The sequence below is a fragment of the Actinomadura sp. GC306 genome (genome assembly GCF_004348665.1).
Classification (GTDB): Bacteria; Actinomycetota; Actinomycetes; order Streptosporangiales; family Streptosporangiaceae; genus Spirillospora.
Genome location: NZ_SMKM01000040.1, coordinates 1 through 19,833 on the forward strand (window position 1 = coordinate 1; position 19,833 = coordinate 19,833).

Sequence of the window (19,833 nt, forward strand, 5' to 3'; positions counted from 1 at the left end):
GCACGGCCGCCTGCGCGGGAGGCGCGGCCTGCGGGGGCGGGGGTGTCGCGGACTCGTGCCCGGTACCGGGGCGGACGTCCTGGAGGAGGCTCAGGAAGGCGGCCTCGTCGATGATCGGGACGCCTTCGGCGACCGCGCGTTTCGTCTTCGTGCTCGGCGGGTTCGGCGCGTTGGTCACGAGGACGCTGGTGTGCCGGCTGACCGAGGACATCACGTTCAGGCCCGCCGCGCCCGCCTTGGCCGTGAGCTCGGACCGGGGCGTGCGGGTGTCGCCGGTGACGGCGACCTTCATCCCCTGGACGAGCGGCCCGCCGCCGCTGAGCCGGCCCGGGTTGCGGTACGGGCACGGGACCTTGGGCGCCGCCGCCGGGTACCGGTTGCGGGAGCTGGTCTGGCGGGGCGGGCAGGGCACGAGCGGGAGGCTGAGGCCGAGCTGGGCCGCGGCCGTCAGAGAGCCGTTGAGCACACCGGCGAGGACGCGCGTGTCGTCCTCCGCGTCGTGGGCCTTGCGCTGGGTGACGCCGTAGTGGGCGGCGAGCGTCCCCAGGCGCATGTTGCGTGTGGGAGGTGCCAGCCTGCGGTTGAGGGCGAGCGTGCAGAGGCGCTGTTCGACCGGCAGCCGGAGCCCGGCGCGCGCGAATTCCTCCGCCAGGAAGTCGTAATCGAAACGGGCGTTGTGGGCGACCATGACGCGTCCCTGGAGAAGGGCGGCGACGTCCGGGGCGATTTGCTCGAATTTAGGCGCGCCGGCCAGCCGTTGCGGCGTCAGCCCGTGGACGTGGACGGGCCCGGGATCGCAGCCGGGATTCAGCAGCGAGGAGAACCGCCCGGTCACCTTTCCGTCGGCCCCGACGGCCAGCATCGCGATGGACAGCACCCGATGCTGCGCAGGCCGGAAGCCCGAGGTCTCCACGTCGACCAAGGTCCAGTCCATGGAGTGATCGCGCATTGCAGCGTGCGTCCCCGGCATTCCGACCCCGCATTCCGTTCGCCTGTGTCGGCGTCAAATGCTAATCGCGCGACCAGTGCCGCGGCCGGGAACCGGCGGTCGCGCCCGCATGGCGGCGTGGCCGTTTTCGGTCAGGTTTATGGGCGGGCAATTCGAGTGCCCGGATAATCCCGCCGAGAAGTGACTCAGGTCCTGTTCTTCCGGGCTTCGATGACCAGTGCCTGGGCGGACTGGCCGAGCCGCCCGGCGGCGTCGTAGATCGTGGAGACGCTCAGGCCCGCGCCGACCGGCTGGACGACGCCCGCGGCCATGAGGCCGACCCAGTCCCCGGCCGGCTCGCGGGACAGGTGCACGGTCAGCTCGGTGTTCATGAAGCTCCACTTGCGCTGGTCGAGCCGCATGTTCGTGGCGGTGGAGGAGTAGTCGGCCGCCGCCGCGACGCGCGCGATGGGCGGCATGGGCTCCCCGGCGACGACGGGGAGCAGCAGGCCGATCCACAGGCCGGCCGAGCCCGCGGGCACGCGATCCGCGTCCAGCCTGCGGACCCGGATCGCGCCCGAGTCGAAGCAGTCGTAGCCGACCGCCTCGCGGGCTCCGGGGGTCGGGGTGGTCAGCTCGGGCACCGGGACGCCGCCGAACGGGTTCGGGTGGTCGGTGGCGCCTTCGGGCAGCTCGACGTCGCTCTTGCGGACCGCGACGCAGGAGGCCCGCGCCACCGGGGTGCCGTCCGCGAGCAGCGTGATCTCCTGCCGGACCACGCGCCGGCCGCCCTCGGGACGCGTCACCCGCACGGTCAGCGGGACGTGCGGCACCGGCCCGAGCATGTCGATGGTGAGGCGCGTGGGCGTCCGCTCCGGGACGTCGACCGCGTTCGCCAGCACGGCCGCGACGGCGCCGCCGTGCAGGGCGTCGGGGCGCCACGGGCCGCGGGCGTGGTCGGTCGGGACGAGCCGGGAGCCGTCGCGCTCGAACAGGGCCGCGCCGGTCACCGGGGCGTCTTCCGTGCCGGCCGCCCGGCTGTCGGTGGTCACGAGGCCGCCCGGGTCGCGGAGGTCGCGGCGGCGACGGCGGGGGCGAGCCAGCGGCGGAGGAAGGCGCGCAGGTCGTCCGGAGTCCGCGCCGGGTCGCCCGGGTCGAGCAGGAAGGACTGGACGGTGCGCAGCGTCCACTCGATGAGCTCGCCGCGCCGCTCGGGGCCGATGCCGGTGGCGTCCCAGTCGACGGCGCTCTGGTCGAGCAGCGACCTGCCGATGGCCCGCGCGGTGTCGGACGTGACGGTGCGCAGCAGCGGGTCGCCGGCCTCGGCGTCCAGCAGGAGCCGCAGGTAGGGCTCGTGCGGGACCTCCTGGATCGTGTAGGCCACGGCCTCGACCAGCGCCTCGCCCGGGTCGGTGACGCTGCGGAGCCGGCGCGCCATGCGCGCGAGGAAGTCGCGGGTGCCGTCGAAGGCCGCGGCGGTCAGCATCGCGTGCGTGCTGGGGAAGTAGCGGTAGACGGTCTGCCGGCTGATCCCGAGGTCGGCCGCGACGTGCGCGATGGTCGTCGCGCCGCCCAGCTCCCGCACGCAGCGGTGCGTCGCGTCCTTGATCCGGGCGACCGCCTCCGCGTCGCCGGCGGGCGGCGACCCGCCCCACCCGTGTGTCCGCATCGGCTCAACGTAGCGGCCGGCTTTGACGGGACACAAGAGCAGATGTGTACCGTCGGGCGAGCGGCCGTACCCGTGAGATGCTGCGGGAATGATGACGACCGGGGCCGGGGAGCCGCCTGCGCGGCGGCGGCGCGGGCGGCCCGGGTACGACCAGGAGACGATCCTGCGCACGGCGGTGGACCTGTTCAACCGCAAGGGGTACGACGCCACGAGCATGGGTGACCTGGCCAAGGAGCTGGGCCTCACGAAGCCGGCGATCTACCACCACGTCACGAGCAAGGAGCAGCTCCTCAGCCTGGCGCTGGACGACGCCCTCGACGAGCTGACAGCGGTCGTGGCCGAGGCGTCCCAGGAGCGGCCCGGGACCACCGCCCACGAGCGGCTGCGCGGGGTGGTGCGGCGCAGCGTCGAGGTGCTGGTGGCGCATCAGCCGTCCGTCACGCTGCTGCTGCGGGTGCGGGGCAACAGCCCGGTCGAGCTGGCCGCGCTGGAGCGGCGCCGCTGGCTCGACGACCGGCTCGCCGCGCTGGTGGCGGACGCCGTCAAGGAGGGCGCGCTGCGCGACGACGTGCCGCCGGCGCTGGTGAGCCGACTGCTGTTCGGCATGGTGAACTCGCTGGTCGAGTGGTACCGCGCGGACGGCGCGTACGACACCGCGACCGTCGCCGGGGCGGTCACGGCCATGGCCTTCGACGGCCTGGCCAAGCACGAGGCTTAGGGCACGAGACCTAAGCGTCGTAGTCGATCGTGACGCGGTCGCCGGCGGGGAACGTCTGGCAGGTGAGGACGAACCCGGCGGCGAGCTCGGAGTCCTCCAGCGCGTAGTTGCGGCGCATGTCCACCTCGCCTTCGCGGACGACGGCGCGGCACGTCCCGCACACGCCGCCCTTGCAGGCGAACGGCAGGTCGGCGCGCGACGCCTGGGCGCCTTCGAGGAGCGTCGTGTCGCGGGAGACGGCCGACGTCGTGCGCAGGCCGTCGAGGACCAGGGTCAGCTCCGTCGTCGCCCCGGCGGGGACGCCGGCGGCCCGGCGCGGCTGCGGCGGCGGCTCGTCGACGTAGAAGAGCTCGACGTGCACCGTGGCGGGGACGGCGAGTTCGGCGAGTACCGCCCGCGCGTCCTCGATCATCCGCAGCGGCCCGCACAGCCAGACGTGGTCGTAGGTCTCCGCCGGCAGGAGCTCGGTGAGCAGCCGGCGCAGCCGGTCGCGGTCGAGCCGCCCGGAGAACAGCTCGACGTCGCGCGGCTCGCGGGACAGGACGTGCGCGAGCTGGAACCGGGCGCCGTACCGGTTCTTCAGGTCGCCGAGCTCCTCGGCGAACATCACCGTCCGGCTCGTCCGGTTGCCGTACAGGAGCGACACCTGCGCGTCGGGGTGGGTCAGGACCGTGGACGCGACCGACAGCATCGGGGTGATGCCCGACCCGGCGGCGATGCACAGGTGCCGTTCTCCGGTGGACGGGTCGGCCCGCCACGAGCCGGTGGGCGGCTGCACCTCGATCCGGGTCCCCGGGACGACCTCGCGGACGAGCCACGAGGAGAAGAAGCCGTCCGGGATCTCGCGGACGCCGATGCGCGGCGCCTCCCCGGCGGGGGCGCAGATCGAGTAGGAGCGGCGGTGCTCCACCCCGTCCACGACGCGGCGCAGCGTGAGCGACTGCCCGGCCTCGAACGCGTACGCCTCGCGCAGGTCGGCGGGCACGTCGAACGTGATGGCCGCGGCGTCCTCGCACAGGTGCTCGACCGCCGCCACGGTCAGCGTGTGGAACCCGGCGGCGGGCCGGGTCCGCGCGGGAGCCGCAGTGGTCATCAGATCTCCTTGACGTGCTCGAACGGTTCGAGGCAGTCGGCGCAGCGGTAGAGGGCCTTGCAGGCGGTGGAGCCGAACTCCGAGGTCAGCCGGGTGTCGGCGGAGCCGCAGCGGGGGCAGGCGAGGGCGCGGCGCGTCGGCCCGAGGTCGATGCCGACCGGCCCCTCCGCGCGGCGTGCCGGGCCGGGCGGGGACAGCCCCGCCCCCCGCAGGGCCTCCCGGCCGCGCTCGGAGATCCAGTCGCTCGACCACGGCGGATCGAGGACGACGCGCACCTCCACCCGGGGGAACCCGGCGCCGTTCAGCCGGTGGACGAGGTCGTCGCGCATGGTGGCCATGGCCGGGCAGCCGGTGTAGGTGGGGGTGATCGACGCGACGACCACCTCGCCGCCGTCCCCGCGCTCCACCGTGACGTCGCGCAGGACGCCGAGGTCGGCGAGGGTGAGCATCGGCATCTCCGGGTCGCGGACCTGCGCGGCGACCTCGGCGGCGCGCTCCCGGACGCGGTCCTGCGGCACGGTCACCATCGTCCCTCCGGATGCGCGCGGGCGACGACCTGCATCTCGGCGAGGAGCAGGCCGAGGGCCTCGGTGTGCATGCCGTGCCGGCCCGTCCGCCCGCCGACACCGGCCAGCGCGGGACGGTCCGGGCGGTCGACGCCGCTCACGGCGAAGACCTGGTCGAGGACGGCGTCCACCTCCCCGGCCATGGAGGCGGGGTCGACGCCGACGCCCGCTTCCGCGAGGGAGAGCTCCACGGGATGCGCGGAGACGAGTTCGGGTTTGAGCGGCCACAGCTCGTCCAGGGCCGTCAGCAGCCTGCGGCGCGACTCGTCGGTGCCCTGCGCGAGGGTGAGGAACCAGCGGCCCGCCCAGTCGCGGTGGTAGGTGACCTCCTTGACGCCCTTGGCCGCGACCGCCGCCAGCACCGCGTCCCGGCTCGCCCGGAGCCGTTCGAGGAGCGCGAGCCGGGCCACCGAGAACAGCAGCAGCCGGACGACGACGTGCGCGAAGTCCCCGTTAGCGACCTCGGTGAGGCGCACGTTGCGGAACTCCTCCGCCTCCCGGAAGAACGCCAGCGCGTCCTCGGCGGGGACGGGCGAGCCGTCCGGGAGCGGCGGCACGGCGCCCGGGTCGGCGGCGGCGGCCCGCGCCAGCAGCAGCCGCGCCTGCCCGAGGAGGTCGAGTGCGATGTTCGCGAGCGCGATGTCCTCTTCGAGGTCGGGCGCCCGGCTGCACCACTCCGACAGCCGCTGCGACATGATCAGCGCGTCGTCGCCGAGCATGAGGCAGTACCGGGCCAGCGCGGCGTGGTCGACGCCGTCCGGGACGGTCGCGTCGACCCCGGCGAGCGGGTCCTCGAAGTCGGTGCCGAACGCCCACTGCGAGGCGTCCCCGCCCTCGATCAGCCCGTCGAAGATGCTCTCCTGGTCGTTCATCCGCGCCCTCCGGTCACATGTGCGGGACGTTCCCGGGGATCTCGTAGAACGTCGGGTGCCGGTAGACCTTGTCGCCGCTCGGCGCGAAGAGGGGGTCCTTCTCGTCCGGGCTCGACGCGGTGATGGCGTCGGCGCGCACGACCCAGATGCTCACGCCCTCGTTGCGCCGCGTGTAGACGTCGCGGGCGTGCCGCAGCGCCATGGTGTCGTCGGGGGCGTGCAGCGACCCGACATGGACGTGGTTGAGCCCGCGCTTGCCGCGCACGAACACCTCGTACAGCGGCCACTCGCGCCTGCTCGCGCCCGGCTCTCCGGCGGTCATGCGGCACCTCCTTCAGCGGAGCGCTCCGCGAACGCGGTGGCCGCCTCCCGCACCCAGGCGCCGTCCTCGTGGGCGGCGCGGCGGTGGGCCATCCGCTGCGCGTTGCACGGCCCGTTGCCGGCGATGACGGCGGCGAGCTCGTCCCAGTCCGGCTCGCCGAAGTCGTAGTGGCCGCGCTCCTCGTTCCAGCGCAGGCCGGGGTCGGGCAGCGTCACCCCGAGCGCGTCGGCCTGCGGGACGGTCATGTCGACGAACTTCTGCCGGAGCTCGTCGTTGGAGTTGCGCTTGACGCCCCACGCCATCGACCGCGCGCTGTTGGGGGACGCGGCGTCCGGCGGCCCGAACATCATCAGCGACGGCCACCAGAACCGGTCGACCGACTCCTGCACCATCTCCCGCTGCGCTTCGGTGCCGCGCATCATCGTCATCAGCAGCTCGTAGCCCTGCCGCTGGTGGAACGACTCCTCCTTGCAGATGCGGATCATCGCGCGGCCGTACGGCCCGTAGGAGGTGCGGCAGAGCGGCACCTGGTTGACGATCGCGGCGCCGTCGACGAGCCAGCCGATCGTGCCGACGTCGGCGTACGACAGCGTCGGGTAGTTGAAGATCGAGGAGTACTTCTGCCGGCCGGACAGCAGCAGCTCGGTCAGCTCCGCGCGGGAGACGCCGAGCGTCTCGCACGCCGAGTACAGGTACAGGCCGTGCCCGGCCTCGTCCTGGACCTTGGCGAGCAGGATCGCCTTGCGGCGCAGCGACGGGGCGCGGCCGATCCAGGCGCCCTCGGGCTGCATGCCGATGATCTCGGAGTGCGCGTGCTGGGCGATCTGCCGCACGAGCGTCTTGCGGTAGGCGTCCGGCATCCAGTCGCGGGGCTCGATGCGGTCGTGCCGCGCGATCGTCGCGTCGAAGGCCGCCTGGAGCCGGTCCGCCGCGTCCGGCTCCACCGGAGTCGTGGTCATCCTGCCCTCCGGACCCAATTACTTATCGCTCGGTCAGTAATAGGGTCGCACGAGGGCCCCGGCCGGCGCAACAGGCCGCTGCGCCGGCCGGGAGGCGAATCAGTGCCGGCCGGCCTTCTCCCTCGCCCGCACCTCGGACTTCTCCGTGGCCCGGCCGCGCCGGTACAGGACGCTCGGCCACCAGGTGACCGGCCCGGCGTCGCGGACGAGCGCCGGGACCAGCAGGGACCGCACGAGCAGCGTGTCCATCAGGACCCCGAACGCCACGATGAACGCGATCTGGACGAGGAACGAGAGCGGGATGACCACCAGGGCCGCGAACGTCGCCGCGAGCACCACCCCGGCGGACGTGATGACCCCGCCGGTCACGGTCAACCCCTCCAGGACGCCGCGCCGCACCCCGTGCCGCAGCGATTCCTCTCGCGCACGGGTCATCAGGAAGATGTTGTAGTCGACCCCGAGCGCGACCAGGAAGACGAACCCGTACAGCGCCACCGACGGATCGGTGCCGGTGAAGCCGAGCAGGTTCTGGAACACCAGCGCGGCGACGCCGAGGGTCGCCAGGTAGTTGAGCGCGACGGTGGCGACCAGCAGCACCGGCATCGCCACCGAGCGGAGCAGGGCGATCAGGATCACGATGATGATCGCCAGCACGACCGGAATGATGATCTTGCGGTCGCGCTCGGCGGCGGCCTGCGTGTCGACCTGCTGGGCGGTGTAGCCCCCGACGAGCGCGTCCGCCCCGGGGACCGCGTGGACGTTGTCGCGCAGCCGGTCCACGGCCGCCCGCGCGGCGTCGCTGTCGGCGGAGCTGCTCAGCGTCACCTCCGCCAGGGCGCGGCCGTCCACCACGAGCGGCTGCTCGTTCTCCCCGGTGCGCGGCCGGACGCCGGCCACGCCCTCCGTCTGCTGTGCCGCGGCGAGCACCGGCTGCAGTGCCGAAGCCTGCGTGATCACGATGGCGGGGTTGCCCGACCCGCCGGGGAAGTGCTCGTCCAGGGCCTCCTGGGCCTCCACCGACGCCGCGTCGCCGACGAACGTCTCGCTCAGCGGCACCCCGTCGGTGCGCAGGGTCGGCATGAACGCGGCGCCCGCGATCAGCACGATCAGGCAGGCCGCCCAGATGCGGCGCGGGTGGTGGTCGATCAGCCGCGCGATGCGCTCCCAGACGGCGTGCCGGGAGGCGTCCGGGCGCTCGGGGTGCGGCCGGGCGGGCCAGTACGCCGCCCGCCCGAAGATCACCAGGACCGCGGGCAGGTAGGTGAGCGCGCTCAGCAGCGCGCACGCGATGCCGAGCGCGCCGACCGGCCCGAGGGCCCGGTTGTTGGACAGGTCGCTGAGCAGCAGGGCGAGCAGCCCGGCCGCGACGGTCCCGCCGGAGGCGAGGATGGCCCCGGCCGAGCGCTTCCACGCCGTCACCACGGCGGCCATCCGGTCGGTGCCGAGCGAGAGCTCCTCCCGGAACCGGGCCGACAGCAGCAGGGCGTAGTCGGTGGTGGCGCCGATGACCAGGATCGACAGGATTCCCTGCACCTGGCCGTCCACCGTCACGAGGTCGCTCTCGGCCAGGTAGTAGGCGACCGCGCTGGCGAATCCGAGCGCCAGGATCGAGCCGACGATGATCAGCAGCGGCAGCAGCACGCTGCGGTACACCAGCAGCAGGATCACCAGCACGACGCCCAGGGCGACGAGGACCAGCAGGGTGTCGATGCCGGCGAACGCGTCGGACAGGTCCGCCTGGGTGGCGGCCGGACCGCCCACCTGGACGCTCGTCCCCGGCACCTGCGCCGCGGCGTCCCGGATCTGGTCCACGACGGGGCCGATCTCCTCGCCGACATCCGATTGGACCTGCACCACGCCGCTCAGCGCCTGGCCGTCCTCCGAGGGGATGGCCGGGGTCGGGGTGTCGGCGATGAACGGCGCGCCGGCCAGGGACTGCAGCGCCTGCCCCGCCGCCTCCCGCTGGTCGGGGGTGACCCGGCCGTCGCGGGCCTCCCAGACGACGATCGCGGGGATCGTCTGGTCCTGCTCGAACGCGGCCTGCTGCTCGACCGCCCGCGTCGACTCGGCGCTGCTCGGCAGGAACGACGCCTGCTCGTTGGTCGTGACCTCGCCGAGCTTGCCCGCGTACGGGCCGAGCACGCCGCCGATGGCGAGCCAGATGACGACCAGGACTGCCGGAATGATCCAGCGGACGGCTCGTGGTGCAGACATGCGGTCCCTTGCATGGAGTGGGGTGGAGTTGCCATCCAGATCTTCCCGCCCCCCCGGCCTGAAACCTGCGACGGCCGCCCCCGCGGGCGGGGGCGGCCGTCGCCGTCTTGACTCTTCCGAGGTGGTTCAGTGGCGTGCGCCCGCCGTCTCGATGATGGCCAGCGCCCGGTCGAGCGACAGGACGTCGGCGTACTTCGCCTCCAGGTCGAGCAGGTTGGCCTCGTGCAGGCGGCGGTCGCGGTCGCCGCACGCCTCGTCCACCACCAGGGGCCGGAACCCGTGCTGGAGGGCGTCGGTCGCGGTCGCGCGGATGCAGCCGCTCGTCGTGAGCCCGCAGATCAGCAGCGTGTCGATGCCGGCCGCGGTCAGCGTCGCCGCCAGCGACGTGCCGTGGAACGCGCTCGCGTACTGCTTGGTGACCACGGTCTCGCCCGGCGCGGGGTCGGTCCCCTCGGCGAAGCCGCCGAGGGGGCCGCCCTCCTCGAACACGCGCAGCGCGGGGACCTTCCGGGCGAACAGCCCGCCGTCGGCGCCCCCGGGCTGCAGGACCACCCGGGTGTGCAGCACCGGCAGCCCGGCCGTCCGCGCCGCCTCCAGCAGCGTGATGGACGCCGCCACCGCGCCCTCGACCGGGGCGCGCAGCGGGGACCCGTCCACCAGGTAGGCGCGGGCGAGGTCGACCGCGAGCACCGCCGGTGAGGTGCCGCAGCCGAGGCTCGCGCCGAAGCCGGAGTCCCGGTAGTCCGCGGCGAGGTCGCGCACCGGCCCGTGTTGCGGCCCGTGTTGCGGCGCGTGTCCCGGCCCGTGCTGAGGCTCGCCGCCGCTCATTGCCGGCCCTGCAGCGCGGCGGCCGAGCGGACGTCCACCGGCGGGCGGGGCGCGGGCAGCCCGGTCTCCTCCTCGCACCGGTCGAGGATCTCCGCGAGCGGCGGGCCCATGTCGAACACGGGGACCTCGCCGCGCGCGGCGTTCATGTCCGCCCGCAGCCGTTCGGTCGCCGCCTCGTCCAGGGTGCCGTCCGCGGTGCAGACGACGCCGTAGTCGCGGGCGCCCTCGGCCGTCACCAGCCCGCGCTGGACCTCCAGCGCGACCAGGTCGGCGGGACGCTGCAGCGGGTCGCCCCACCCGCCGCCGCCCCACGTGACGAAGTGGAGCACGTCGCCGGGCCCCACCGGGACGTCATGGATCTTGCTGGGCAGGATCTCGCGGGTGCCGTCCGCCCGGTCGATCCACTTGCGGCCCCGGTCCCCCGGCCGCCCGCCGTTCACGCCCCACGGGTAGGTGAGCCAGCGGTCGTCGTGGATCGCGATCGTGCCCGGCTCCTCGAAGCAGTACGCGACGTCCACGCCGTTGCCGCCGCGGTGCAGGCCCGCGCCGCCCGAGTCGGCGATCGTCTCCCACCGCTCGATGCGCAGCGGGTAGTACGACTCCAGGTACTCGCAGGGGATGTTGCGGAACGACGGCCACAGCGAGTGCCCGTCCGGGCCGTCCCCGACCGGGCGCCCCGGCACCCCGCCGAACCCGATCGAGTAGAGCTGGAACCACTCGCCCTCGCGCGGCCCCGACGTGTAGTGGCCGGAGTACATGAAGTGCGGTGAGGACGAGAACCCGGCCGCGTTCAGGATCTCCGGGTTCGTCTGCCCGAGCAGCCCGCCGAACAGGTCGAACACCCGGCCGATGCCGTGGTTGCGGGCGTTCAGCGCGGCGGGGTGGCGCGGCTTCCAGAACGAGTCCTCGGGGATCGTCACGTCGATCAGCGGGTAGAAGCCGTCGTTCCAGAGGATCTGCGGGTCGGCCACCGTGATCACGTAGATGCCGAAGAACATCCGGACGAGGTTCTCGTTGATGAAGTAGTTGATCGGCCCCACCGCCTGCGGCGCGGCGTGCGAGAAGTCCAGATGGATCTTCTCGCCGTGCCGGGTGAGGGAGATCTTCAGCTCGTACGGGCCGTAGCCGCAGCCGTCGTCGCAGATGTAGTCGGCGAACTCCAGCGTCTGCCCGTCCTCGAACAGCGTCGCCAGCAGGACCTTCATGGCCTTGTAGTTGCGGTCGAGCAGGTTGTCCAGCGCGGACAGGTACGTCTCGACGCCGAACCGGTCGCACAGCTCGGTCACCCGCCGCGCCGCCGTGGTGCAGGCGGCGACGAGGCCGTTCAGGTCGGCGCGGTTCCACTCGGGCATCCGCACCTGGTTGAGGATGATGCCGAGCGCCGCCTCGTTCAGCACCCCGCCCTCGTACAGCTTGAACGGCGGGACGATCACGCCTTCCTCGTAGATCGTCCGGGCGTCGGCGGGCATCGAGGACGGCGTCTTGCCGCCGACGTCCGACATGTGGCCGAACATCGACGCCCAGCCGACCAGCCGGCCGTCGTGGAAGATCGGCACCACCAGCAGCCAGTCGTTGGCGTGGCTGATCGCCGCGCCGCACGCGTACGGGTCGGACGTCATCAGGATGTCGCCCTCGCCGATCGTGCCGTCGAAGTTCGCGAGGAAGTCCGGCACCGACAGCCCGAACTGGCCGACGACCATCTTGCCGTCCGGGTCGGCGATCAGCGGGAACTCGTCGTGCTGCTCGCGGATCCCCGGCGACAGCGCGGTGCGGAACAGCACCTCGTCCATCTCGTACCGCGCGTTGCGCAGCGCGTTCTCGATGATGTCGAGCGTCACCGGGTCGATGTCCACCCGGCCGACCGGCTCGGTGTTGGTCTGCAGGATCTCGGCCATCAGCTCTCCTCCGTCGGGCGGATCAGCAGGCTGCCGCTCGGGTGCACGGTCGCGGCGTGGCCGGGCAGCACGAGCGTGGTGGAGTCCATCTCGACCACGATGGCCGGCCCGGTCACCACGTCCCCGGCGAGCAGCCTGGAACGGTCGTAGATGTTCGCGGGACGGGTCTCGCCGTCCATCCACACCTCGGTCTCGCGGACCAGCGCGGCGGACGGGTCGCCGGTCCCCTCCGGCAGCGTGCGCCAGGCGACCTCCGGGCGGGGGCCGCTGACGGTGACGCGCAGGTTGATCACCTCGCGCTCGTTGTCGAGCAGGAAGGAGAACAGCCGCTTGTGCTCGGCGTCGAACGCGGCGCCCAGCTCGGCGAGCAGGTCGCCGTCCACGGCCGCGCGGTCCACCTCGACGGGGATCTCGAAGCCCTGCCCGTGGTAGCGCAGGTCGATCTGGTACGTCTGCGTCTGGACGTCGCGCGGCACGCCCTCCGCCTCCAGCCGCGCGGCGGCGGTGTCGGCCAGCTCCAGCAGCGCGGTGCGCAGCTCGGCGTCGTCCAGCTTGGAGAACTGCCGCACCATCGTGCGGGCGGCCTCGTCGCGGGGGCAGGTCGTCGCGTCCCCGTAGGCGCACAGCACGCCCGGCGACGGCGGGACGATCACCGGCCAGGAGCCGGTGAGCCGGCCGAGCGCGTTGGCGTGCAGCGGTCCGGCGCCGCCGAACGACATGAGCGCGAACTCGCGCGGGTCGAAGCCCTGCTGGACGCTGATCAGCCGCAGCGCGCCGAGCATGTTCTCGTTGACGATGTCGACGATGCCCGCCGCCGCGGCCTCCACGCTCGGCAGGCCCATCGCGTCGGCGACGCTCCGGACGGCCTTGCGGGCGGCCTCGGCGTCCAGCGAGATCTCCCCGCCGGCGAGGTCCTGCGGCAGGTGGCCGAGGACGACGTTGGCGTCGGTGACGGTCGGCTCGGTGCCGCCCGCCCCGTACGCGGCGGGGCCGGGGTCGGCGCCCGCCGACTGCGGGCCGACGCGCAGCGCCTTGGTCAGCTCGGGGACGTGCGCGATCGACCCGCCGCCCGCGCCGACCGAGCGGACGTCCACGCTCGTCGCCCGGACGGTCAGGTCCCCGACGCTCGTCTCCCGCCCGATCCGCGGCGCCCCGCCGAGGACGAGCGCCACGTCGGTGGACGTGCCGCCCATGTCGAAGGTGAGGAAGTTTTTGAACCCGGCCTGCTCGGCGAACCACACCGCGCCCGTCACGCCGCCGGCGGGGCCGGACAGCAGCAGCGACACCGGGTCCTCCGCTGCCTTGGCGGCCTTGGTCAGCCCGCCGTCGCTGCGCAGCACCGACAGCGGCGCGGTGATCCCGCTGCCGGTAAGGGAACGGTCCAAATTGCTGACGTACCGCGATACCTCCGGCTGCACGTAGCTGTTGGCAACCGTCGTGACCGTGCGCTCGTACTCCCGCATCTCCGGCAGGACGCGGCTGGACAGCGACACCGGCACGCCGGGCAGCTCCTCGGCGGCCAGCTCCGCGACCCGCCGCTCGTGGCCGTCGTCCGCGAACGAGTTGATCAGCGCGATCGTCAGCGCCTCGATCCCGGCGCCGGCGAGGCGGCGCAGCTCGGCGCGGGCGCGCTCCTCGTCCAGCGGGGCGACCTCCGAGCCGTCGGAGGCGATCCGGCCGGGGACCTCCACCGTGTGCTCCAGCCGCGCGAGCGGCTCGGGCTTCGGCCAGATGATCCAGCCGGCCAGCCCGCCCGGCACGTACGACCGGGCGATCTGCAGCACCTGCCGGAAGCCCTCGGTCGTCACCAGCCCGACCTTCGCGCCCTTCCCCTGGAGGATCGCGTTGGTCGCGACCGTGGTCCCGTGCAGGACGTGCGCGACCTCGGTCAGGTCGATCCCGGCGTCCTCGCACACCTTGCGGATTCCGTTGAGGACGCCCTGGGACTGGTCCTCCGGGGTGGACGAGGTCTTGGCCCGGTGGCTGACGCCGGTCTCCTCGTCCACGAGCAGCACGTCCGTGAACGTGCCTCCTACATCAACGCCTAGTCGATAGCCCATCTGTCCTCCCGGGTGTCGTCATTGACGGTCAGATGACTCCGCGCTCCGACAGCGCCGCCATCTCGGCCTCGTCCAGGTCCAGGAGGCCGCCGTAGACCTCCTGGTTGTGCTCGCCCAGTCCCGGGCCGGGGTGCCGGACCGCGCCGGGCGTCTCGCTGAGCTTGGGGAACGCGTTGTGCATCGGCAGTTCGCCGAAGTCGGGGTGGGTGAGCCGCACGATCGCGTCGCGGGCGGCGAAGTGCGGGTCCTCGAACATGTCCTTGGCGGTGTAGATCCGGCCCGCCGGGACGCCGCCCTCGTGCAGCAGCTCCAGCAGCTCGGCCGTCTCGAACCCGGCCGACCAGGCGGAGATGATGTCGTCCAGCTCGGCCATGTTCGCGCCGCGGGCGGCGTGCCCGGCGTAGCGCTCGTCGTCGCTCAGCTCCGGGCGGCCCATCGTCTTGGCGAGCCGGGCGAAGACGGTGTCCTGGTTCGCGGCGATCAGGATCATCTCGCCGGACGCGGTCGGGTAGACGTTGCTGGGCGACACGTTGGGCAGCACGGAGCCGGTGCGCTCCCGCTGGTAGCCCGCCACGGCCCACTCGGGCAGCAGCGACTCCATCATCGCCAGGACCGCCTCGTAGATGGCCGAGTCGACGATCTGGCCGCGTCCGGTGTTGGTGCGGTTGTGCACCGCGACCAGCGTGCCGATGGTGGCGAACACGGCGGCGAGCGAGTCGCCGAGCGAGATCCCGGCGCGCGACGGCGCGTTGCCCGGATCGCCGGTGACGTACCGGATGCCGCCCATCGCCTCGCCGATCGACCCGTACCCGGCGCGGGGCGAGTAGGGACCGGTCTGCCCGAAGCCGGACACCCGCACCAGGATCAGCCCGGGGTTGGCCTCGCGGAGGCTCTCGAAGTCCAGACCCCAGCGCTCCAGTGTCCCGGGGCGGAAGTTCTCCACGACGACGTCGGCCTCGGCGATGATCCGGCGCGCGAGGTCCTGCCCCTCTTCGGTGCGCAGGTTGCAGGTCACCGACTTCTTGTTGCGGGCGACGACCGGCCACCACAGCGACTTGCCGTGCGGCTTCTCCCGGCCCCACTGGCGCATCGGGTCGCCGGCGCCCGGCGACTCCAGCTTGATCACCTCGGCGCCGAAGTCGCCGAGGAGCTGCCCGCAGAACGGGCCGGCGAGCAACTGCCCCATCTCCACCACGCGCAGGTCGGAGAGCGGGCCTCGGGCGTCCTGGGCGGCGCCGTCTTCGATGGACATCTGGCGGGTCCTCGTTTCCGTGTTCAGTCGGTCGCGGGGGGCGTCGCTGCGCCACCCGGGGTCGTTGGGGAGGCGGCGCGGAGCAGCACCGCCTTCGCGGCCAGCACGTGCGCCCGCGTCACCGACTCGGCCCAGGTGCCGTCCCCGGCGCGCAGGGCGGCGACCAGCTCGCGGTGGTGGGCGCAGCTGCGGTCGAGGTCGCCGGGCGAGTAGCGGTGGAAGGTGCGCATGACCAGCGGGAGCTGGGTGACGCTGTTGAGCATCGACACCAGCCGGCCGCTGGCGGACGCGGTACGGACGATGCCGTGGAACTCGGCGTTCAGCTCGGCGACCCGGTCGAGGTCCTGCGCGCCGCCGGGTGCGCAGGCCCGCTCGATGAGCTCGCACAGCTCCGCCATGCGGGCGGTGTCCTTGGCCTCGATCCGGGTGGCGGCGCGGCGGGCGGCGGCGCCCTCCAGCAGCATCCGCAGCTCGTAGATCTCCTCCAGGTCCTCCGGCGACCAGTCCGGGACCCGCGCGCCGCGGTGCGGCAGGATCTCGACGAGCCCCTCGACCTCCAGACGGCGCAATGCCTCGCGCACCGGCGTGCGGCTGGAGCCGGTGGCCTCGGCCAGCTCCGCCTCGCCGAGCCGCGTGCCGGCGGGGTGGACGCCGTCCAGGATGTCGGCGCGCAGCCGCGTGTACACGCGGTCCACGGCTCGGGCCATCCGAACCTCCTCCCGAGGGTCGATTTGTATGCAACATAGACACACGAACCCGCTTGACACAAGGTGTGACCTGTGTAAATTCGACATAGCACCCACAGATTGCATACAAGGGGACCTTGATGGCGGAAGTCGAAGTGATCGAAGTCGGCCCCCGGGACGGGCTGCAGAACGAGGCCGCGATCCTCCCGGCCGCCGACAAGGTGCGGCTGATCGAACGCAGCATCGCCGCGGGGCTGCGCCGGATCGAGGCCGTCAGCTTCGTCAACCCCAAGCGGGTGCCGCAGATGGCCGACGCCGAGGAGGTCATGGCGGGCGTCCCCCGCGTCGAGGGGGTCAGCTACGCCGGGCTCGTCCTGAACCCGCGCGGCCTTGACCGCGCCCTGGCGACCGGCGTGGACGAGATCAACGTCGTCGTGGTCTCCACCGACGAGTTCAGCCGGCGCAACCAGGGCTGCACGGTCGAGGAGGGCCTCGCCAACTGGGCGACCATCGCCGGGCGGGCCCGCGAGGCCGGGCTGTACCGCTCGGTGACCCTCGCCGCCGCGTTCGGCTGCCCGTTCGAGGGCGAGGTCCCCGCCGACAAGGTCCTCGACCTCGTCCGGCGGATCGTCGAGAGCGAGCCGCCGGACGAGATCTGCATCGCCGACACGATCGGCGTGGGCGTCCCCGCCCAGGTCCGCACCCTCCTGCAGGGCGCCAGGGAGATCGCCCCGGACATCCCGCTGCGCTGCCACTTCCACAACACCCGCAACACCGGCTACGCCAACGCCATGGCGGCGCTCGACCACGGCGTAGGCGCCCTGGACGCGAGCACCGGCGGCTTCGGCGGCTGCCCCTTCGCCCCCGCCGCGACGGGCAACATAGCGACCGAGGACCTGGTCTACGCCCTGGACCGCACCGGCATCCCGACCGGCGTGGACATGACCACGGTGACCGAAACGGCCGCCTGGCTGTCCGACCGCCTGGACAGCCCGGTCCAGGCCCTCCTAGGCCGGGCGGGCCCCTTCCCCGGCTAGCGGGCCGTCAGAGGATGACGACCTCCAGGACGCGGGGGCCGTGCACGCCCTCGATGCGGTCGAGTTCGATGTCGCTGGTCGCCGACGGGCCGCTGACCCAGGTCAGCGGCCGGAACGGGTCGAGCAGGGCGAGGGCCTCGGGCACCGTGCCGACGATCTGCCCCGTACGCACGACGCACAGGTGCCTGTCAGGGACCAGGGTGAGCTCCCGGCGCCCCTGATCGGCGGAGGCGTCCAGGACGAGCGTGCCGGTGTCGGCGATCGCCACGGCACAGCCCGTGACGACGCCGTCCAGCGCGTCGAGGTCGGCGGTCGGCAGCGGCGGGTCGTCCAGGACCGCGTCCACGCCCGTGAGCCATTCCGGCGGCACTCCGGGCGGGGCCGCGACCCGGCCCGGCAGCAGTCCGGCGACCGGTACGCCGCGGTGCACGACCGCCCCGTAGTCGGCCAGCCGGTCGACGAGCAGATCGACCAGCGCATCGACCGGCGGACCGGCCGGCGGACCGGCCTCGCCCGGGGTGCCGGGCAGGGAGTGCCGGTAGTCGCGCGGAACGGGGACGTCCTCCGGCGCCTCGGTCTCCGGGACGTCGGCCAGCGCCGCGCGGACCCGGCCCAGGATCAGTTCCCGCGAGCTCATCGGTTGCGCCTCCACCAGTCGCGGAACGGCTCGCGCGGCGGCGCCGGCACGTCGCGGGTGTCGGTCCAGGCGGCGAGGGGGCCGGGCAGCCTGCGGGGCGGGCGCAGCCGTCCCGCGGCCCGCTGCCCCGCCGCCAGGAGGGCGGGCGACTCCAGGACGCGCCGTGCCGCGCCCATCGCCAGCCGCTCGCCCCGGTGCCCTCCCGAGGAGACGACCTTGGCGCGCAGGTCGAGCAGCACCTCCGGAATGTTGATCTCCACGGGGCAGGCGTCGTAGCACGCGCCGCAGAGCGTCGACGCGTAGGGCAGCGACTCCTCCAGCTCCGACGCCAGGCCGTTCAGCTGCGGGGTGAGGATGGCGCCGATCGGGCCCGGGTAGACCGAGCCGTAGGCGTGCCCGCCCGCCTGCTCGTACACCGGGCAGACGTTCAGGCACGCCGAGCAGCGGATGCAGCGGAGCGCCTGCCGCCCGACCTCGTCCGCGAGGACGTCGGTGCGGCCGTTGTCCAGCAGGACGAGATGGAACTCCTGGCCCTCGACCGCCCCCGTCCAGGTCGAGGTGTAAGGGTTCATCCGCTCGCCGGTGGAGGAGCGCGGCAGCGTCTGGAGGAAGACCTCCAGGTCCCGCCACGAAGGGACGATCTTCTCGATGCCGACCACGGAGATCAGGGTCTCCGGGAGGGTCAGGCACATCCGGCCGTTGCCCTCGGACTCCACCACCACCAGCGTCCCGGTGTCGGCGACGGCGAAGTTGGCGCCGGAGACCCCGACCTTGGCGGACAGGAACCGCTCCCGCAGGTGCAGCCGGGCGGCCTCGGCGAGCGCGGCCGGGTCGTCGGTGAGGCCGTCCGGCGCGGGCCGGCCCCGGCCCGCCATCGCCCGCGCGAAGATCTCCCGGATCTCGGCGCGGTTGCGGTGGACGGCCGGGACGAGGATGTGCGACGGCCGGTCCTCGCCGAGCTGGACGATCAGCTCGGCGAGGTCGGTCTCGTAGGCGGTGATCCCCGCGCGCTCCAGCGCCTCGTTGAGCCCGATCTCCTGGGTGGCCATCGACTTGACCTTCACCACCTCGGTCTCGCCGGTGGCGCGCACCAGATCGGTGACGATCCGGTTGGCCTCGGCGGCGTCGGCGGCCCAGTGGACGTGCCCGCCCGCGCGGGTGACCGACTCCTCCAGGCGCTCCAGGTAGACGTCCAGGTGCCGCAGCACCCGGTTCTTGATCGCGGCGCCCGCGGCGCGGAGCCGGTCCCAGTCCGGCTGCTCGGCGACCGCGGCGGCGCGCTTGCCGCGGATCGTCCGGGTCGCGTGCCGCAGGTTGCGCCGGAGCCGGGCGTCGTCCACCGCCCGCGCCGACGCGGCCGGGAAGGCCGGCATCCCGACGAACGTGCCGCTCATGCGGGGTCCCCTTCGGTCGAGGCGAGGATCTGCGCCAGGTGCATCGTCCGCACCCCGGCGCGCTGGCGGCGCAGCGTCCCGCCGATGTGCATCAGGCAGGAGTTGTCGGCGGCGCACAGCACCTCCGCGCCGGTGCCGAGCACGTGCCGGACCTTGCCGGTGCACATCGCGGCCGACACCGCCGGGTTCTTCAGCGCGAACGTCCCGCCGAAGCCGCAGCACTCCTCGGCCTCCTCCAGCGGGACGAGCGTCAGCCCGCGCACCGCCGCGAGCAGCCGTTCCGGCCGTGACCCGACCCGCAGGGAACGCAGCGAATGGCAGGTCGGGTGGTAGGTGACCGTGTGCGGGAAGTAGGCGCCCACGTCGACCGTGCCGAGCACGTCGACCAGGAACTCCGACAGCTCGTACACGCCGTCCGGCGGCGCCGCCCCCAGCACCGGGTACCACTCGCGGACCATGGCGGCGCAGGACCCCGACGGCACCACCACCGCGTCGTGGCCGGCGAAGACCTCGCCGAAGCGGCGGGCGAGCGGCGCGGCGTCGCGGCGGTGGCCGGTGTTGAAGTGCATCTGCCCGCAGCAGGTCTGGGCGGCGGGGAAGTCCACCGTGCAGCCGAGCCGCTCCAGCAGCCGGACCACGGCCCGCGCGGTGCCGGGGAACAGGGTGTCGTTGACGCAGGTCGCGAACAGCGCGACGCGCATGG

General features: G+C 73.4%; 19 protein-coding genes. 2 read left to right on the forward strand and 17 right to left on the reverse strand.

Annotated features, from left to right (window positions below; all coding sequences use genetic code 11):
* From E1200_RS08740 to E1200_RS08750, 3 genes are all read right to left on the reverse strand, one after another.
* A partial coding sequence (locus E1200_RS08740; RefSeq protein WP_243708427.1) for a DEDDh family exonuclease occupies positions 1-913 on the reverse strand: 913 nt, incomplete at its 3' end.
* 221 nt (positions 914-1,134) lie between these two features.
* Entirely contained in the window at positions 1,135-1,980 is an 846-nt protein-coding gene (locus E1200_RS08745) for a thioesterase family protein (protein WP_165950252.1), read from the reverse strand.
* Complete coding sequence (locus E1200_RS08750; protein WP_131951313.1) at positions 1,977-2,597, reverse strand: TetR/AcrR family transcriptional regulator; 621 nt, start codon at positions 2,595-2,597, stop codon at positions 1,977-1,979. Before E1200_RS08750 ends, E1200_RS08745 begins: the two co-directional genes overlap by 4 nt.
* Before the next feature lie 88 nt (positions 2,598-2,685).
* Here E1200_RS08750 and E1200_RS08755 point away from each other — a divergent pair, with 88 nt between their 5' ends.
* The gene (locus E1200_RS08755; protein ID WP_207933249.1) at positions 2,686-3,315 is read left to right on the forward strand and encodes a TetR/AcrR family transcriptional regulator; all 630 of its coding nucleotides are present in this window, start codon (positions 2,686-2,688) and stop codon (positions 3,313-3,315) included.
* 10 nt (positions 3,316-3,325) lie between these two features.
* Here E1200_RS08755 and paaE read toward each other — a convergent pair whose 3' ends face one another.
* From paaE to E1200_RS08810, 11 genes are all read right to left on the reverse strand, one after another.
* Entirely contained in the window at positions 3,326-4,408 is a 1,083-nt protein-coding gene (gene paaE / locus E1200_RS08760) for a 1,2-phenylacetyl-CoA epoxidase subunit PaaE (protein WP_131951314.1), read from the reverse strand.
* Entirely contained in the window at positions 4,408-4,935 is a 528-nt protein-coding gene (gene paaD, locus E1200_RS08765) for a 1,2-phenylacetyl-CoA epoxidase subunit PaaD (RefSeq protein WP_131951315.1), read from the reverse strand. The genes paaE and paaD overlap by 1 nt, the downstream gene beginning before the upstream one ends.
* Positions 4,929-5,846 carry a 1,2-phenylacetyl-CoA epoxidase subunit PaaC gene (gene paaC, locus E1200_RS08770; RefSeq protein ID WP_131951316.1) on the reverse strand — a complete coding sequence of 306 codons (918 nt, stop codon included), beginning with the start codon at positions 5,844-5,846 and terminating at the stop codon, positions 4,929-4,931. The genes paaD and paaC overlap by 7 nt, the downstream gene beginning before the upstream one ends.
* A gap of 13 nt (positions 5,847-5,859) precedes the next feature.
* On the reverse strand, positions 5,860-6,168 hold the full coding sequence (gene paaB, locus E1200_RS08775) for a 1,2-phenylacetyl-CoA epoxidase subunit PaaB (RefSeq protein WP_131951317.1): 309 nt from the start codon (positions 6,166-6,168) through the stop codon (positions 5,860-5,862).
* Positions 6,165-7,127 (reverse strand): 1,2-phenylacetyl-CoA epoxidase subunit PaaA, encoded by a 963-nt coding sequence (paaA, locus tag E1200_RS08780; protein ID WP_131951318.1) that lies wholly within the window; start codon positions 7,125-7,127, stop codon positions 6,165-6,167. The genes paaB and paaA overlap by 4 nt, the downstream gene beginning before the upstream one ends.
* A gap of 99 nt (positions 7,128-7,226) precedes the next feature.
* On the reverse strand, positions 7,227-9,341 hold the full coding sequence (locus tag E1200_RS08785) for an MMPL family transporter (protein ID WP_131951319.1): 2,115 nt from the start codon (positions 9,339-9,341) through the stop codon (positions 7,227-7,229).
* A 126-nt stretch (positions 9,342-9,467) separates the two neighbouring features.
* The gene (locus tag E1200_RS08790; protein ID WP_243708423.1) at positions 9,468-10,103 is read right to left on the reverse strand and encodes an isochorismatase family protein; all 636 of its coding nucleotides are present in this window, start codon (positions 10,101-10,103) and stop codon (positions 9,468-9,470) included.
* Positions 10,104-10,165: 62 nt separating this feature from the next.
* On the reverse strand, positions 10,166-12,064 hold the full coding sequence (locus E1200_RS08795; protein ID WP_131951321.1) for a hydantoinase B/oxoprolinase family protein: 1,899 nt from the start codon (positions 12,062-12,064) through the stop codon (positions 10,166-10,168).
* Entirely contained in the window at positions 12,064-14,124 is a 2,061-nt protein-coding gene (locus E1200_RS08800) for a hydantoinase/oxoprolinase family protein (protein ID WP_131951322.1), read from the reverse strand. Before E1200_RS08800 ends, E1200_RS08795 begins: the two co-directional genes overlap by 1 nt.
* Positions 14,125-14,152: 28 nt before the next feature.
* The gene (locus tag E1200_RS08805; protein ID WP_131951323.1) at positions 14,153-15,376 is read right to left on the reverse strand and encodes a CoA transferase; all 1,224 of its coding nucleotides are present in this window, start codon (positions 15,374-15,376) and stop codon (positions 14,153-14,155) included.
* A gap of 23 nt (positions 15,377-15,399) precedes the next feature.
* The gene (locus E1200_RS08810; RefSeq protein ID WP_131951324.1) at positions 15,400-16,083 is read right to left on the reverse strand and encodes a GntR family transcriptional regulator; all 684 of its coding nucleotides are present in this window, start codon (positions 16,081-16,083) and stop codon (positions 15,400-15,402) included.
* 119 nt (positions 16,084-16,202) lie between these two features.
* On the opposite strand from E1200_RS08810, the gene E1200_RS08815 reads away from it, so the two are divergent.
* Entirely contained in the window at positions 16,203-17,099 is an 897-nt protein-coding gene (locus E1200_RS08815) for a hydroxymethylglutaryl-CoA lyase (RefSeq protein ID WP_131951325.1), read from the forward strand.
* 7 nt (positions 17,100-17,106) lie between these two features.
* Here E1200_RS08815 and E1200_RS08820 read toward each other — a convergent pair whose 3' ends face one another.
* Genes E1200_RS08820 through E1200_RS08830 form a run of 3 tightly spaced genes read right to left on the reverse strand, consistent with a single transcriptional unit; the run spans position 17,107 to position 19,831 of the window.
* Positions 17,107-17,736 carry an LUD domain-containing protein gene (locus E1200_RS08820; RefSeq protein ID WP_131951326.1) on the reverse strand — a complete coding sequence of 210 codons (630 nt, stop codon included), beginning with the start codon at positions 17,734-17,736 and terminating at the stop codon, positions 17,107-17,109.
* Complete coding sequence (locus E1200_RS08825) at positions 17,733-19,130, reverse strand: lactate utilization protein B (protein ID WP_131951327.1); 1,398 nt, start codon at positions 19,128-19,130, stop codon at positions 17,733-17,735. The genes E1200_RS08820 and E1200_RS08825 overlap by 4 nt, the downstream gene beginning before the upstream one ends.
* Positions 19,127-19,831, reverse strand: a complete 705-nt coding sequence (locus E1200_RS08830; RefSeq protein ID WP_131951328.1) for a (Fe-S)-binding protein — start codon at positions 19,829-19,831, stop codon at positions 19,127-19,129. Before E1200_RS08830 ends, E1200_RS08825 begins: the two co-directional genes overlap by 4 nt.
* Positions 19,832-19,833: the final 2 nt, after the last annotated feature.

Coding starts and splice junctions, on each gene's coding strand:
- E1200_RS08815 (WP_131951325.1), top strand. CDS start 16,203: ATGGCGGAAGTCGAAGTGATCGAAGTCGGCCCCCGGGACGGGCTGCAG.
- E1200_RS08810 (WP_131951324.1), bottom strand. CDS start 16,083: ATGGCCCGAGCCGTGGACCGCGTGTACACGCGGCTGCGCGCCGACATC.
- paaA (WP_131951318.1), bottom strand. CDS start 7,127: ATGACCACGACTCCGGTGGAGCCGGACGCGGCGGACCGGCTCCAGGCG.
- E1200_RS08795 (WP_131951321.1), bottom strand. CDS start 12,064: ATGGCCGAGATCCTGCAGACCAACACCGAGCCGGTCGGCCGGGTGGAC.
- E1200_RS08785 (WP_131951319.1), bottom strand. CDS start 9,341: ATGTCTGCACCACGAGCCGTCCGCTGGATCATTCCGGCAGTCCTGGTC.
- E1200_RS08755 (WP_207933249.1), top strand. CDS start 2,686: ATGATGACGACCGGGGCCGGGGAGCCGCCTGCGCGGCGGCGGCGCGGG.
- paaE (WP_131951314.1), bottom strand. CDS start 4,408: ATGACCACTGCGGCTCCCGCGCGGACCCGGCCCGCCGCCGGGTTCCAC.
- paaD (WP_131951315.1), bottom strand. CDS start 4,935: ATGGTGACCGTGCCGCAGGACCGCGTCCGGGAGCGCGCCGCCGAGGTC.
- E1200_RS08825 (WP_131951327.1), bottom strand. CDS start 19,130: ATGAGCGGCACGTTCGTCGGGATGCCGGCCTTCCCGGCCGCGTCGGCG.
- E1200_RS08750 (WP_131951313.1), bottom strand. CDS start 2,597: ATGCGGACACACGGGTGGGGCGGGTCGCCGCCCGCCGGCGACGCGGAG.
- paaC (WP_131951316.1), bottom strand. CDS start 5,846: ATGAACGACCAGGAGAGCATCTTCGACGGGCTGATCGAGGGCGGGGAC.
- E1200_RS08820 (WP_131951326.1), bottom strand. CDS start 17,736: ATGAGCTCGCGGGAACTGATCCTGGGCCGGGTCCGCGCGGCGCTGGCC.
- E1200_RS08805 (WP_131951323.1), bottom strand. CDS start 15,376: ATGTCCATCGAAGACGGCGCCGCCCAGGACGCCCGAGGCCCGCTCTCC.
- paaB (WP_131951317.1), bottom strand. CDS start 6,168: ATGACCGCCGGAGAGCCGGGCGCGAGCAGGCGCGAGTGGCCGCTGTAC.
- E1200_RS08830 (WP_131951328.1), bottom strand. CDS start 19,831: ATGCGCGTCGCGCTGTTCGCGACCTGCGTCAACGACACCCTGTTCCCC.
- E1200_RS08800 (WP_131951322.1), bottom strand. CDS start 14,124: ATGGGCTATCGACTAGGCGTTGATGTAGGAGGCACGTTCACGGACGTG.